The sequence below is a fragment of the Streptomyces sp. NPDC104096 genome (assembly GCF_055584385.1).
On the sequence record NZ_JBVJMD010000072.1, the window covers coordinates 19,357 to 32,992 of the forward strand.

At 73.4% G+C, this 13,636-nt stretch carries 12 protein-coding genes and 1 pseudogene; 10 read left to right on the top strand and 3 right to left on the bottom strand.

The window, feature by feature from the left end; translation table 11 throughout:
* Positions 1 to 416: 416 nt before the first annotated feature.
* Together ACZ60B_RS38425 and ACZ60B_RS38430 are read left to right on the top strand one after the other, a co-directional pair.
* On the top strand, positions 417 to 4,256 hold the full coding sequence (locus ACZ60B_RS38425; RefSeq protein WP_469395629.1) for a S8 family serine peptidase: 3,840 nt from the start codon (positions 417 to 419) through the stop codon (positions 4,254 to 4,256).
* Between the two features lie 115 nt (positions 4,257 to 4,371).
* Positions 4,372 to 5,367, top strand: coding sequence for a helix-turn-helix domain-containing protein (locus ACZ60B_RS38430; protein WP_469395631.1), 996 nt, complete (start codon positions 4,372 to 4,374; stop codon positions 5,365 to 5,367).
* Positions 5,368 to 5,429: 62 nt separating this feature from the next.
* Here ACZ60B_RS38430 and ACZ60B_RS38435 read toward each other — a convergent pair whose 3' ends face one another.
* Positions 5,430 to 5,879 carry a MarR family winged helix-turn-helix transcriptional regulator gene (locus ACZ60B_RS38435; RefSeq protein WP_469395633.1) on the bottom strand — a complete coding sequence of 150 codons (450 nt, stop codon included), beginning with the start codon at positions 5,877 to 5,879 and terminating at the stop codon, positions 5,430 to 5,432.
* Positions 5,880 to 6,007: 128 nt separating this feature from the next.
* Between ACZ60B_RS38435 and ACZ60B_RS38440 the strand changes: the two genes are divergently transcribed.
* The 6 genes from ACZ60B_RS38440 to ACZ60B_RS38465 all read left to right on the top strand — a co-directional run bounded on the left by ACZ60B_RS38440 (position 6,008) and on the right by ACZ60B_RS38465 (position 10,354).
* Entirely contained in the window at positions 6,008 to 6,841 is an 834-nt protein-coding gene (locus tag ACZ60B_RS38440) for an alpha/beta fold hydrolase (RefSeq protein ID WP_469395635.1), read from the top strand.
* A 476-nt stretch (positions 6,842 to 7,317) separates the two neighbouring features.
* The gene (locus tag ACZ60B_RS38445; RefSeq protein ID WP_469395637.1) at positions 7,318 to 7,536 is read left to right on the top strand and encodes an SDR family oxidoreductase; all 219 of its coding nucleotides are present in this window, start codon (positions 7,318 to 7,320) and stop codon (positions 7,534 to 7,536) included.
* Complete coding sequence (locus ACZ60B_RS38450; protein WP_469395639.1) at positions 7,533 to 7,799, top strand: hypothetical protein; 267 nt, start codon at positions 7,533 to 7,535, stop codon at positions 7,797 to 7,799. The genes ACZ60B_RS38445 and ACZ60B_RS38450 overlap by 4 nt, the downstream gene beginning before the upstream one ends.
* A gap of 145 nt (positions 7,800 to 7,944) precedes the next feature.
* Positions 7,945 to 8,667 carry a YciI family protein gene (locus tag ACZ60B_RS38455; RefSeq protein WP_469395641.1) on the top strand — a complete coding sequence of 241 codons (723 nt, stop codon included), beginning with the start codon at positions 7,945 to 7,947 and terminating at the stop codon, positions 8,665 to 8,667.
* A complete protein-coding gene (locus ACZ60B_RS38460) occupies positions 8,664 to 9,101 on the top strand; it encodes a YciI family protein (protein ID WP_469395643.1) in 438 nt (145 codons plus the stop codon). The genes ACZ60B_RS38455 and ACZ60B_RS38460 overlap by 4 nt, the downstream gene beginning before the upstream one ends.
* Positions 9,098 to 10,354: an RNA polymerase sigma factor gene (locus ACZ60B_RS38465; protein WP_469395653.1), complete on the top strand. Its 1,257-nt coding sequence runs from the start codon at positions 9,098 to 9,100 to the stop codon at positions 10,352 to 10,354. The genes ACZ60B_RS38460 and ACZ60B_RS38465 overlap by 4 nt, the downstream gene beginning before the upstream one ends.
* Before the next feature lie 51 nt (positions 10,355 to 10,405).
* Here ACZ60B_RS38465 and ACZ60B_RS38470 read toward each other — a convergent pair.
* Positions 10,406 to 11,130, bottom strand: a pseudogene (locus ACZ60B_RS38470) (SDR family NAD(P)-dependent oxidoreductase); the annotation flags it as partial.
* A gap of 68 nt (positions 11,131 to 11,198) precedes the next feature.
* Here ACZ60B_RS38470 and ACZ60B_RS38475 point away from each other — a divergent pair.
* Positions 11,199 to 12,263, top strand: coding sequence for a hypothetical protein (locus ACZ60B_RS38475; protein ID WP_469395645.1), 1,065 nt, complete (start codon positions 11,199 to 11,201; stop codon positions 12,261 to 12,263).
* A gap of 22 nt (positions 12,264 to 12,285) precedes the next feature.
* Here the strand turns inward: ACZ60B_RS38475 and ACZ60B_RS38480 are convergent, their stop codons facing one another.
* Positions 12,286 to 12,684: a nuclear transport factor 2 family protein gene (locus tag ACZ60B_RS38480; RefSeq protein WP_469395647.1), complete on the bottom strand. Its 399-nt coding sequence runs from the start codon at positions 12,682 to 12,684 to the stop codon at positions 12,286 to 12,288.
* A gap of 96 nt (positions 12,685 to 12,780) precedes the next feature.
* Between ACZ60B_RS38480 and ACZ60B_RS38485 the strand changes: the two genes are divergently transcribed.
* The gene (locus ACZ60B_RS38485) at positions 12,781 to 13,527 is read left to right on the top strand and encodes a class I SAM-dependent methyltransferase (RefSeq protein ID WP_469395649.1); all 747 of its coding nucleotides are present in this window, start codon (positions 12,781 to 12,783) and stop codon (positions 13,525 to 13,527) included.
* Positions 13,528 to 13,636: the final 109 nt, after the last annotated feature.

Sequence of the window (13,636 nt, forward strand, 5' to 3'; positions counted from 1 at the left end):
CGGAGGGCCGTCTGCGGGAGCAGTACGGCTTCGTCGGCGAGGTGGTGCGGAAGAGCTGTCGCGCCTGCCGGCAAGGGGAGGGGCGGAGCAGCGAGGAGGGGTGGATCGGCACCGGCGCCCATGAAGGGCGTGCACTGATGCTCTCTCGACTGTAGCACGCGAGTCGTTGTCGTGGTTGTGGCGTACGACAACTGACCGATCGTCGGGACCCGGTCAGGGGGTGGCCGTGGGCGGCTGCCGGCCGACGGTACGGGACGGATGCCAGGTCGGCCGGGAAGGTTCGCGAAAGGCCCCTCGACGGACAACTCCCTTGGCCCGTAAGCACGTAGACCACGGTGGCACATGTGGGACGTGGCGCTTTCGCGCCACCGGGCTGCTGTTCCCCCCGCAGGTTTCCGACCGGTAGGAACCGCATCATGACTTCCCTCATACCTCCCCGCCGCGGACGCCGGCGGGCACTCGCGGCGGCGGTCGGCACCGTGGCCGTCCTGACGTCACTGGCCGGGCCGACCGGCCCCGCGGTGGCGAGCGTGCCGACGAGTGCGGACGCGGCCCACCCCGCCGCGGCAGCGAACGCCGTGGACACCACCGGCGCCGGCGAACACACCGTCACCCTGCTCACCGGTGACGTCGTGCGCGTCACGCAGGCCGGTGACGGCAGGCAGACCGCGGACGTGACCCGGCCGCGCGGCGCCACCGGCGGCGTGCGCACCGAGACCGTCGGCGGCGACCTCTACGTCTACCCGGACGAGGTACTGCCCTACCTGGCCGCCGACCGCCTGGACCGGCGGCTGTTCGACGTCACCGCCCTCATCGAGCAGGGCTACGACGACGCCCACAGCGACGGCATCCCGCTGATCCTGGGCTACGGCGCCAAGACCGCGCCCGCCGACCGGACCACGCCCACCGGCGCCACCCGGGTGCGCTCCCTGCCGGCCATCCGCGCCACGTCCGTCCGGGCCGCGAAGAAGCGGGCCCGGACGGTATGGAAGTCCGTCGTCCCCGCGGCCGCGGCCCCCGCCGTCACCGCGACCGACGCCGCCGGGGCCAAGCTCGACGACGGTCTGTCCAAGATCTGGCTGGACGGCCGCGTCAAGGCCACCCTGAAGGACAGCACCGCCCTCATCGGCGCGCCCGACGCCTGGGGCAAGGGCCTCGACGGCAAGGGCGTCAAGGTCGCCGTGCTGGACACCGGCGCCGACACCCACCACCCCGACCTCGCCGACCGGATCGGCGAGTCGCAGAGCTTCGTCCCCGACGAGAGCGTCGAGGACGGCCACGGCCACGGCACCCACACCGCCTCCACCGTCGGCGGCAGCGGCGCCGCGTCCGACGGCGCCGAGAAGGGTGTGGCGCCCGGCGCCGACCTGATGATCGGCAAGGTGCTCTCCGACGAGGGCTACGGCCAGGACTCCTGGATCATCGCCGGCATGGAGTGGGCCACGGGCCACGGCGCCAAGGTCGTCAGCATGAGCCTGGGCTCCTCGGAGCCCTCCGACGGCACCGACCCGATGAGCCAGGCCGTCAACAAGCTCACCGAGGACACCGGCGCGCTCTTCGTGATCGCCGCGGGCAACTCCGGCTACGAGACGGCCATCGGCAGCCCCGGCGCCGCCGACGCGGCGCTGACCGTCGCCGCCACGGACTCCGCCGACAAGCTCGCCTCCTTCTCCTCCCGGGGCCCCCGCCTCAACGACTACGCCATCAAGCCCGACATCTCCGCCCCCGGCGTCGCCGTACTGGCCGCCAAGGCGGGCGGCAGCGCGGCGACCGGCTGGTACCAGTCGATGAGCGGCACCTCCATGGCGACCCCGCACGTCGCGGGCGCCGCGGCGGTCCTCGCCCAGGAGCACCCGGACTGGAAGGCGCAGCAGCTCAAGGACGCGCTGATGAGCACGTCCAGGAAGCTGTCGGCGTACACCGCCTACCAGGTGGGCGCCGGACGCCTCGACGTCTCCGCCGCGACCGCCGCCACGGTGACCGCGACCGGCTCCGCGTACTTCGGCATGGACGCCTGGCCGCACACCGGCGCGCAGTCGGTCGACCGCGCCGTCACCTACACCAACAGCGGCGACACCCCCGCCGAACTGCACCTGGCGCTGAACGCCACCGTCGCCGGCGGCCCGTACGACACCGACCCGTACGCCGACCAGGGCAAGCCCGCCCCCGAGGGGATGTTCATCCTCTCCGCCGACACCGTGACCGTGCCCGCCCACGGCACCGCCACCGTCACCGCCACCGCCAAGCCGGGCCTGGGCGCCGACGGCCGCCGCTACCTCGGCGAGATCACCGCCACCGACGGCTCCGGCACGGCGCTGACCCGCACCCAGGTCGGCCTGTACCGCGAGGACACCCGGCACACCCTGCACATCACCCTGAAGGACCGTTCCGGCAAGCCCGCCTCGGGCTACGTCGAGATGCAGCAGTTCGGCAGCGACCAGGACCCCTGGGCCGTGTACGTGGACGAGAGCGGCGAGCTCGACCTGCGGATGCGCGAGAACACCTTCAGCCTGGTGGCGCTCCTGGACGTCGCCGGCAGCCACGGCCCCGACTCGGTCGGCATGGCGATGATGGGCGACCCCGAGGTCGTCCTCGACCAGGACCGGAACGTCGTCCTCGACGCGAGCCGCACCCGCGAGGTCACCGCCGAGGTCCCGCGCAGGACCGAGGACCGCGTGCTGTCCATGAACTGGTACCGCGCCGACGGCTCGGACCTCAACCAGTACGGGATCGGCGTCCTGGAGGTGCAGTACCTGCTGCCCGCCAAGTACGACAGCATGTTCGTGCTGCCCACCCGCAAGGTGACGACCGGCAGCTTCGAGTACGAGACCCGCTGGCGCAAGGCGCTTCCGTTCCTCACCCTCACCGACGAGGGCCGGGAGATCCGGCCGACGGGCCAGAGCGGCTCCGCGCTGTACGACGGCCACAAGCGCCTGGACACGGTCTACGCCGGCACCGGCACCACCGCCGAGTACGCGAAGCTCCGCGCCAAGGGCAAGGTGGCGCTGGTGACCCGCTCGGACGTCGTCTCCGCCGCCGACCGGGCGCAGGCCGCGGCCGACGCCGGGGCCGCGCTGCTGATCGTGGTCAACGACCAGCCCGGCAAGCTGCTGGAGTACGTCGGCACAGCGACCGGCGACTACAGCGCCGTACCCGTGTTCTCCCTGACCGCGCGCGACGGCGCGGCCCTGATCGCCGACGCCAAGCGCGGCCGGGGCCGGCTGGACGTCGAGGGCGTGCCCAACTCCCCGTACGTGTACGACCTCTCCGACGCCCACCCGGACCAGATCCCGTCCACCGGGCTGACCTACCGGCCGCGTCCTTCCGACCTGGCCACGATCGACATGCGGTTCCACGGCACCACCACCACGCCCAGCGGCGAGTACCGGTCGAACTTCCGCCCGTACCGCAAGTACGGCTCCGGGTACCTTCAGCGTCTGGACGTCCCCGGCACCCGTGTCGACTACGTCTCGGCCGAGCCGGGCACCCGGTGGGTGGAGACGCTGGCCACCGGACCGGAGTTCACGCTGTCCTCGCAGAGCGTGCGGAACCAGTACCAGCCGGGCTCCCGGCAGGTCCGCGACTTCTTCGGGCCGGTGACGCGCCCCGCCAACGGCGGTACGTACTGGTGGTCGCAGCGCCAGAAGACCCAGGTGGCGTTCAACGTGCAGCCCTGGGCCGACAGCGGTGCGGGACAGCACGCCGGCGTGATGCAGGACGGCGACACGATCAGCCTGAAGGTCTACCAGGACGGCGTCCTGCGCAAGACCAGCACCTCGCAGGCCGCCACGTTCAGCTCCCTGCCGACGGTCCCGTCGGTCTACACCTTCGACCTCACCGCCGAGCGCGACGCGGACACCTACCGGCTGTCCCCCCGCACCCACACGGTGTGGCAGGTCAAGTCCGACCCGGTCACCGACCCGACCGTGATCGACCGGATGGCCGTGCTCCAGATGGACTACGGCGTGGACACCGACCTGGCGGGCGACGCTCGTGGCGGCCGCCAGACGCTCCGGCTCACCCCGCGTCACATCGAGGACGCGGCCGGCGCCGGGAAGATCCAGGGCGCGACGCTGTCGGTGTCGTACGACGACGGCGTGACCTGGAAGCCGGTCAAGGTCACCGGCAAGTCCGGTACCTGGACCGCCTGTTACGACGCCCCGCACCACGGCTTCGTGTCGCTGAGGGCCGAGGGCTGGGACGACGCGGGCAACCGCATCAGCCAGGAGGTGATCCGCGCCTACGGTCTGAAGTAGGCGTCCACAGGCCGGAGTCGGAGGCTGTCGAATCCTCGCCGGGTCACCCCCGGTGACTGACGGACCGACAGCCTCCGTATTCTCGTGGGGACTTCACCGACCACGAGGAGGTCCCGTGCTCTCGGTGCTCGGGCTCGGCCCGGCCGAGGAGGAGATCTACCGTCTCCTGGTGTCGCGGACCGGCGCCACCGCCGACCGACTCGCGGACGAGACCGGCCGCGCGTCCGGCGAGACGCTGAAGCTGCTCACCGCGCTGGCCGGCCGCGGCCTGGCCGCGGCGGCCACGGACGCCGCCGACGGCGAGCCCGGACCGGCCACGGTCTTCACCGCCGCGCCCCCGGCCGTCGCTCTCGGCGGCACCCTGCGGCAGCGCCGCGACGACCTGCGGGCCGCCGAGGAGGCGCTGCTCGCGCTCACCGAGGAGTACCGCAACGCGGCGTCCGGCGGCAGCATCGTCGAGGTCATCACCGACCCCGGCGCGGTACGGCACCGCTTCATGCAGCTCCAGGAGTCCGCACGGCACGAGATCCGGGCCATGATGGTGCCCGAGACCACCGTCGTGCGACGGGAGCACAACACCGCCGAACACGCCGGGGTGCGCCGCGGTGTGCTCTACCGCACCATCGTGCAGCGCGACATGCTCGGCCAGCCCGGCATGGTCGGCGAGGCCCTGGCCGCCCTGGCGGCCGGCCAGCAGGTCAGCGTCGCCGAGTCGGTCCCGGTGAAGTTCATGATCGCCGACCGCGAGCTGGCCATGCTCCCGCTGCTGCCCGGCCGCCGCACCGCCCCCGCCTCGGTCCTGGTGCACCACTCCGGGATGCTGGAGGCCCTGATCGCCTACTTCGAACTCGCCTGGGAGCGGGCCTATCCGCTGTCCCCGAACACGGTGGACGGCGGTGGTGTCACCGAGGCCCGCCCCGACGGCCTGGACGAGATGGACGCCCGTGTCCTCGCCCTCGTCCTCGCCGGTCTCACCGACCAGGCCGCCGCGGGACAGCTCGGCGTCTCCCGGCGCACGGTGCAGCGCCGTATCGGTGAACTGATGCTCAAGGCGGGGGCGGAGAGCCGCATACAGCTCGGCTGGATCGCCGCCCGCAGAGGGTGGGCCTGACCCGGTCGGTGGGCCCGACGGGCAGTGCGCCCGACGGCCGGCGCGCCCGCCCGCAGGCGGGCTCAGCGCGGGCGGCCGGGGATCCCGGGTGACAGCCGTGCGGCGAGCTGCTCCAGCAGGGCCACCGTCCGCGTGATCTCCTCGGCGTCCTCGGTGCCGAGCGCGGCGCCGAGCGCCCCGTCGACCGGTGTGGCCGCGACCTCCGCGCGACGGCCGGAGACCTCCGGGTTCTGGCGCAGCAGGGTGCGCCTGCGGTCGGCGGGGTCGGGCGTGGCGAGCACCGACCCGGTCTCCCTGAGGCGGGCCGCGCAGCCGGAGACCGCGCTCTGCGGCAGGCCCGTACGGGCCGCGATCTCACCGACGGTGGTGTCCGGGTGGGCGTACACGTCGAGCATCACGACCAGCATCGACCGGGTGCTGGTGGCGTGGTCCTCCAGCCCCTCGGTGGGGATGGCCTCTTCGCCGATCTTCATCAGGGTGCGGCCGAGCAGGAACAGTTCCACTCCGTTCATGGGCCCAGATTACATCAGGGCTGATGTATCGATCGAGATGCATCACTCTTGATGCATCAGAAAAGATGGATTATCTTCCAAGTGTCGCCTCGACGACCCGGGGTGTCACCACGACGAAGGAGTCCGTCATGAACGCCGTCCGCAAGGCCGCCCTGACCGTCCCCGGCGCCACCCTCCACTACGAAGTCCGCGGCAGCGGACCGCTGTTGCTCGTCTCCCAGAGCGGCGAGGGCGACGCCAACCGCAGTGACGCCATGGTCGACCACCTCGTCGACCGCCACACCGTGGTGACGTACGACCGCCGCGGCCTGTCCCGCAGCGTCCTCGACGATCCCGCGCGCGGCGCCACCCTCGGCGAGCACGTCGACGACGTGCACCGACTGCTCGCCCACCTCACCGACGAACCGGCCCGGATGCTGGGATGCAGCATGGGGGCGGTCATCGGGCTGCGCCTCGCCCGGCGCCACCCCGACCGGCTGTCCCTGCTCGTCGCCCACGAACCCGCCATTCCCGGACTGCTCCCGCACGCCGAACGACGGCGCACGCACCACGAGTTGGACGAGATGCGCACGGTCTTCCAGCGCGACGGCTGGCTCGCCGGGGTGCGCCGGATCGGCGAACTGCTCGGCATCGACCCCGCCCGCCAGGAGACCGAACCCGGCGCCCGCCTCGCCCCGTTGGACGCCTCGCGCGAAGCCGACTTCCGCTTCTTCGTCGAGCACGACGCCCTGACCATGCGGCACGCCGAACTCACCGCCGACGAACTGGCCGCCCTGAAGAACGGTCCCGTCCGCATCGTGCCCGGGGCCGGACTCACCACCCCGCGCACGGTCTTCGACTACCGCTGCGCCGAGGAACTCTCCGCCGGACTCGGCACCGGACTCGTCCACTTCCCCGGCGGCCACAACGGCAACATCACCCACCCCAAGGGCTTCGCCGAGGTGCTGCGCGGACTGCTGTGAACCGGCGGGGCCCGTCATGCCGGAGGCCGGCCGTACCAGCCATACGAACGGGTGATGGCCCTTCGACGACGGATTTCTTGTTCCGGCCAAAAGCCCTCCCTGCGCTGCCACCACCGCACTCCGGTGGCACGGGACAAGGGACTGCACCGATCATGGGTCGACTGGACGGGAAAATCGCCTTCATCAGCGGCACGGGAGCCGGAACGGGAAGAGCGGCGGCCCTGATATTCGCGGCGGAGGGCGCCCGCGTATTCGGCTGTGACATCGACGCGGACGGCGCGGCGGAAACCGTCGGACTCGTCCGGAAGGCCGGGGGAGTTATGAGCTCCCTGGCACCGGTGGATCTGTCCATCGAGGCCGCCCTTCATGCCGATGGTGCCGCACGGCGCCGCCAAGGACGGGATGCTGGCGATGAGCAAGCACCTGTGCGCGGCCGGCGCCCCGCACTCCACCCGGATCGACACCATCGCCCCGGCATGACCCGCACCCCGGCGACCGCTCCCTTCCTGGACGATCCGGACGATCCGGACGGTCCGAGGGAACAGTCGGAGGCGCGGATCCCGGCCGGCGGGGTCGGCGAGGCCGAGGACATCGCGCGGGCGGCGGCCTTCCTCTGCGGCGACGAGGCCGCCTTCGTCAACGCCGCGAGTTCGGCCAGGGCCCCGGACCGGCCGTCATCAGCACCATCGCGATGAGCGCCGCGTCCTCCGCGCTGGTCGGCAAGCCCAGCGGCGCCGACGCGGGCAGGGAGGCGGCCGCCGGACCGCTCGCCGTCGTCAACGCGGGCAGCGACAGCGCCCGGGCCGCCACCCGGAGCGCCCTCGGCCACGGCATGGCCCTCGGCGTGGTGATCTGCGGCTGCGCCTCCCTGCTCGGCGCGCTGGTCACCCTCCTGCTGGTGCGCAGGAGCGCGACCCGGGTGGTGGCGGGGGCGGTGGTGCAGCCCGCGTCCGCCTGAGCGCCGCGCCGCGAGCGCTGTCGGCGGCGGGAGGCCGGGGACCGTGGACCCCGCCTCCCGCATTTTTTTCTTGCCCCGGGTGTCGATACGGCGAGGTGCCGTTCGTCGGTGGGGTGTAGGAAGCTCGTGAGTACCGGGAGGAACCATGAAGTACATGCTGCTGGTGTGCGGGGACGACACCGCCGACGCCTCGGACATGGCACCCGTCGAACCCTGGGTCGAGGAACTCGGCGCCGAACGCGGCGTACGCCTGCACGGCCATCGCCTCGCCGCCCCCGCGGACGCGGTGACCGTGCGCGTGCGCGGCGGCGAAGTGCTGCGCACCGACGGCCCGTTCGCCGAGACGAAGGAGTACGTCGCCGGTTACGACGTCCTGGAGTGCGACAGCCTGGAGGAGGCGGTCGAGGCCGCCGCGAAGCACCCGGTGGCCACCGTCGGAGTCATGGAGGTACGCCCCTACTGGGCGGACGAGGACCCCGAGGGCGCGATCCGCCGCCTCGACGCCGAACTGACCGAGGCCGCCCGGGAGCGGGACGTCGACCGGGCCCTGGCCTGCTACACGGCCGACGCCGGGATCGTCCTGCCGGACGGCGGGCCGAGTCCCCTCGACACCGAGGCCCTGCGCAAGACCCAGCAGGCCGCCTACGCGGACCTCGTCGGCCCGGTGCGCCGCGAGGTGCTCTCCTTCCGCCTGCGCGTCGACGAGAGCGTCGCCTTCGCCCACGCCCTGGTCCGGATCCGCGCCGACCGCGCCCACGGCACCCCGCTGGACCGGACCCTGCACGTGACCACCGGCTACCGCGCCGTCGGCGAGCGCTGGCTGATCGCCCACGAGCACGTCTCGGCCCCCGCGGACGGCGGGTCGTGAGATACGCGCTGCTGGTCCGCGCGCGGTCGGCCGACGCCGAGGGGGCCGGGCCCGGCCGGATGCGCGGCGGCGTCTGGCTGCGCCCGGCCGCCGACGCCACCACCGTGCGCGTCGAGGCCGACGAGATCCTGCTCGACGACGGCCCGTGCCCGGACTTCGGCGACGGCCCGTGCCCGGACTTCGGCGACGGCCTGCTGCCGTCCCGTGGCGACCGCCTGTTGCCGTCCCGTGGCGACGGCCCGGTCCCGGACCCCGGCGACGGCCCGGTCCCGGACCCCGGCGACGGCCCGGTCCCGGACCGCGGACCGGCCGGGTACGTCGCAGGGCTCGACCTCGTCGAAGCCGCCGACCTCGACGAGGCCATCGCCCTCGCCGCCGCGCACTCCCGGGCGTGCGGCGGCGCGGCGGTGGAGGTGCGGCCGGTGTGGGAGTGACGGACCAGGACGTCGCGGAGGCGGTCGCCGCCGCCTTCCGCGAGGAATGGGGCCAGGTCGTCGCCGGACTCATCCGGCTGACCGGCGACTGGGACCTCGCCGAGGAGTGCGCCCAGGACGCCTTCGCCCAGGCCCTGGACCGGTGGCGGCGCGACGGTGTGCCGCGCCGCCCCGGCGCCTGGCTGACCACCACCGCCCGCAACCGCGCCCTCGACGTGCTGCGCCGGGAGGCGGTCGGGGCGCAGAAGGTGAAGGAGCTGGCCGTGCTCGCGCGCACCGACGACCCGTACGGCCCCGAGGACCCCGACGAGGGCAGCGGGGTCACCGACGACCGGCTGCGGCTGGTCTTCACCTGCTGCCACCCGGCCCTGCCGATCGAGGCCCGGGTGGCCCTGACCCTGCGCACCCTCGCGGGACTCACCACGGCGGAGATCGCCCGCGCCTTCCTCGTCCCGGAGGCGACGATGGCGCAGCGCCTGGTCCGGGCCAAACGCAAGATCCGGAACGCGGGCATCCCGTACCGGGTGCCGCCCGCGCATCTGCTGCCCGAACGCACCACCGGCGTCCTCGGCGTGCTCTACCTGCTCTTCAACGAGGGCTACGCGGCGACCGAAGGCACCGACCTGGTCCGCACCGACCTGTGCGCGGAGGCGATCCGGCTGGCCCGGCTGCTGGCCCGGCTCATGCCCGACGAGCCCGAGGTGCTCGGCCTGCTCGCCCTCCTGCTGCTGCACCACGCCCGCCGGGCCACCCGGGTGGACGCGGTCGGCGACCCGGTCGGCCCGGAGGACCAGGACCGCACCCGATGGGACCGGGCGGCCGCCGAGGAGGGCGCACGCTTCCTGGAGAGCGCCCTGCGCCGGGGCCGCCCCGGCCCGTACCAGGTCCAGGCGGCCATCGCGGCCTGCCACACCACCGCGGCCACCGCCGCCGAGACCGACTGGGCCGACATCGCCGGCCTGTACGGCGAACTGCTGCGCCAGGTGCCCACCCCCGTGGTCCGGCTCAACCGCGCGTTCGCCGTCGGCATGGCCGACGGCCCGGACCGGGGCCTGGAGCTGGTCGCCGAACTGGAGCGGGCGGGCGAACTGACGGACTACCACCTGCTCGCGGCCACCCGCGCCGACCTGCTGCGCCGCGCCGGGCGCCCGCGGGAGGCCGCCGAGGCGTACGAGCGGGCGCTGGAGCTCGTACGCAACGCGGCGGAGCGCCGGTTCCTGGAGCGGCGGCTCGCCGAGTGCCGCCCGGCGTGACACCCGCGGTGCGAGACCTCCGGGACCCGCGGCGGCGGGCGGGCCGACGGCTCAGCCGTCGGTCCCGTCCAGCGCGTTCGTGATCGCCCGCACCCCGCCGTGCGCCGCGTAGCCGCCGTCCACCGTGATCTCGGCGCCGTTGACGTACGACGCCTCGTCGGAGAGCAGGTAGACGACCAGCGGCGCCACCTCGTCCACGGTGCCCGCCCGGCCCTGCGGTGTCATGGACACATGGGCGCGCACGAACACCGGGTTCGCGGACGCCATCAACGGCGTCTCGATGTAGCCGGGATGGACGACGTTCGTGCGGATCCCGCGCGGGACCAGCTCCAGCGCGGCCACCCGCGACAGGCCCCGCAGCGCCCACTTGCTGGCCGTGTACGCGACCGCGTGATGCGCCGTCAGGCCCGCCACCGAGCCCACGTTCACGATCGACGCCCCGGCCGGCATCAGCGGGGCCAGCGCCTGGATGCCCAGCAGCGCGCCCGCGCAGTTCACCGCGAACGCCCGGTTGAAGTCGGCGAGTTCGACCTCGCCGAGCCGGGCCCACATCGGGATGCCCGCGTTGTCCACCAGCCCGTGCACCCGGTCGAGGGAGGCGGCCAGCGCCGCCCGGTCCCGCTCCGACGCCACGTCCAGGTGCCGGTAGGCCACCTCGAGGCCCTCGGCGCGCAGGGCCGCCGCCAGCTTCTCCCGGGCTCGTCCAGGACATCGGTCGCGATCACCGCCGCGCCCTCCCGGGCCGCGGCCGCCGCCTCCGCGGCCCCCTGGCCCCTTCCGCCAGGCGCTGTACATCGGCGTCGACCAGGACCGGTCCGTCCTCACGGCCGTGCGCGGCGGCCGGATGACGGACACCCGCGCGCGCGGGGTGTCCGTCACCTCCACCGGCGAGCGCTTAGACGCCGTGCACGTGAAGGACGCCGCCCACACGCTCCAGCGGCCGACCATCTCCCTGACCGGCAACGGTCGTTGCGACTTCACCGGCTACGGCACCTACGCCATCGGCGACGCGACCGTACGGGTCCTCGGCTCGCGCTTCGACGTCGGCAGCTACGCCACCATCATCGCCGGGCCCGCCGCGGTCGTGCACTACGGCGACAGCACCCGTAAGGCGGTCGCCGCGCTCGACACGGAGCTGGGCCTCGGTCTGTCGAAGGCCGAACTGGCGGCCCTGCCGGTGCGCAACACGGTCGTGCGGTCCGGGCACTTCGGCCACATGTTCTTCGGCGCGGGCACGCTCACCCTGGACGGCGGCACGGTGATCGAGTCCGAGCGGGCCACCTTCCTCGACAAGGGCCAGCGGACCGCCGTCTCCGTCGACGGCTCGAAGGGCGCCCGGCTCGAACCGCGCGACGGGATCATCCTCCAGATGATCGAGCTGGACGACCCGGGCCCGGTCGACGTGGGCGGCAGGATGATGAACGTCGGCGTCTACACCGAACCGGCCGGCGGCCCGGCGAAGGACACCGGCTTCGACGTCACTGCGGCCCATCCCACCGACGGGGCCGCCACCTTCACCGCCATCGCGCTGCGCGGCGACTTCTGCAACGGTGTGCGCAGGGGCAAGAACACGGTCCTCACCTTCGAGGGCTCGACGGTGGAGGGCGTGATCTCCGCGTCCGAGGCCAGGCACCGGGTGTCCACCATCGACGCGGCGAACTTCCAGGAACTGGGCGTCGTCACCAACACCGTGGGGGCCGCCGTCAACAACGGCGCCGTCGTCCGGCTGAACAGCGGCTCGGTCTGGACCGTCACCGGCACCTCGCACCTGACCTCGATCGCCCTCGCCGCCGACGCGGCCGTGCGGGCGCCGCGCGGGAAGCGGCTGACCGTGACGGTCGACGGCGCCGCCACGGTCCTCGAACCCGGCACGACCCGCACCGGAGCCATCACGCTCACGGTGGGCTGAGAGCCGGCGGAGGCGCGCTGCGTCAGACGGAGCGCGCCTCCGCCTCCTTCGTGATCCGGTCGAACTGCGCGCCCATGGCCGCCGCGAGGGCCTGGAGACCGGACATCGGGCGCACCATGACCGTGAGCGCGTCGATCAGACCGTCCTCGTCGACATGGATGAAGTCGCAGCCGCTCAGCTCGCGGTCGTCGACCCGCGCGGTGAAGACCAATGCGTGGTCACGGCCGTCGGCCGACGTCAGCTCACGGTCGTAGCGGAAGTCCTCGAAGACACCGGCCACGGTACGCAGGATCGCCGCGGTGACCGCCTTGCCCTGGTACGGCTTGAACACCGCCGGGCTGCTGAAGACGACGTCCTCGGCCAGCAGTGCCTCCACGGCGTCGAGATCGCCGGCCTCGACCGCCTCGCGGAACGCGCGCATCGGATCACCTCATAGTCAATTAGTTGAGTATTGGTGGGTCAGAGTAGTCACCGGTCGTCAGCGTGTCCACGGCCCGGTTCCTCTACGCTGATCGGGATGTTCAGCCCCGAAGGCCCCAGTCTGCGAGAGCTCGCCGTCCAGGCGCTGTCCTCCGTCGAGCACGGCTACGACCTGCTCGCCCCCAAGTTCGACCACACCCCGTTCCGCACCCCGGACTCCGTGCTCGACGCGGTGGCGGCCGCACTGGAGTGGGACGGTCCCGTGGACGACGGCCTCGACCTGTGCTGCGGCACGGGCGCCGGGGTGGACGTGCTGTCCCGGGTGTGCCGCCGGAGTGTCACCGGCCTCGACTTCAGCGCGGGGATGCTCGCTCGGGCCCGCGGGCGCACCGCGGGGGCGGGGCCGCGGGTCTCCTGGGTGCGGGCCGACGCCCGCGCCCTGCCGTTCGGCCCCGCCTTCGACCTGGTGGTGAGCTTCGGGGCGTTCGGCCACTTCCTGCCCCATGAGCTGCCGGGCCTGTTCGCCCAGGTCCACTCCGTGCTGCGGCCCGGCGGGCGCTTCGTGTTCCCCGTGGTCGCCCCGCCGCGCCCGTCGTCCCCGGCGTTCTGGACGCTGGCGGGTTTCGACGCGGCGATGCGGGTGCGCAACGCGGTGTGGCGGCCGCCGTTCGTCATGTACTACCGCGCCTTCGGGCTCGGCCGGGTGCGGCAGGAGCTGGCGGGCGCCGGGCTGCGCATGAGCCTCCAGCCGCTGCCCGAGTTCGGGCGACGGCACGACGGCAGTCCGCGCGCCCGGCTGGTCACGGCCGAACGGCCGGCCAGGGCGGCCGCCGCCCGGCCGTGACGGTCCCGCCGCCCCTAGGTGTATTGACCCGCAGGGTTGTTCACACGGCTGATGGGTGGCTGGCCGCCGAGTGCGGTGTGGCAGCGGTGGTGGTTGTAGGTGTGCAGGA

Coding starts and splice junctions, on each gene's coding strand:
- ACZ60B_RS38445 (WP_469395637.1), top strand. CDS start 7,318: ATGACCCGCACCCCGGCGACCGCTCCCTTCCTGGACGATCCGGACGAT.
- ACZ60B_RS38440 (WP_469395635.1), top strand. CDS start 6,008: ATGAACGCCGTCCGCAAGGCCGCCCTGACCGTCCCCGGCGCCACCCTC.
- ACZ60B_RS38435 (WP_469395633.1), bottom strand. CDS start 5,879: ATGAACGGAGTGGAACTGTTCCTGCTCGGCCGCACCCTGATGAAGATC.
- ACZ60B_RS38455 (WP_469395641.1), top strand. CDS start 7,945: ATGAAGTACATGCTGCTGGTGTGCGGGGACGACACCGCCGACGCCTCG.
- ACZ60B_RS38425 (WP_469395629.1), top strand. CDS start 417: ATGACTTCCCTCATACCTCCCCGCCGCGGACGCCGGCGGGCACTCGCG.
- ACZ60B_RS38475 (WP_469395645.1), top strand. CDS start 11,199: ATGACGGACACCCGCGCGCGCGGGGTGTCCGTCACCTCCACCGGCGAG.
- ACZ60B_RS38480 (WP_469395647.1), bottom strand. CDS start 12,684: ATGCGCGCGTTCCGCGAGGCGGTCGAGGCCGGCGATCTCGACGCCGTG.
- ACZ60B_RS38485 (WP_469395649.1), top strand. CDS start 12,781: ATGTTCAGCCCCGAAGGCCCCAGTCTGCGAGAGCTCGCCGTCCAGGCG.
- ACZ60B_RS38450 (WP_469395639.1), top strand. CDS start 7,533: ATGAGCGCCGCGTCCTCCGCGCTGGTCGGCAAGCCCAGCGGCGCCGAC.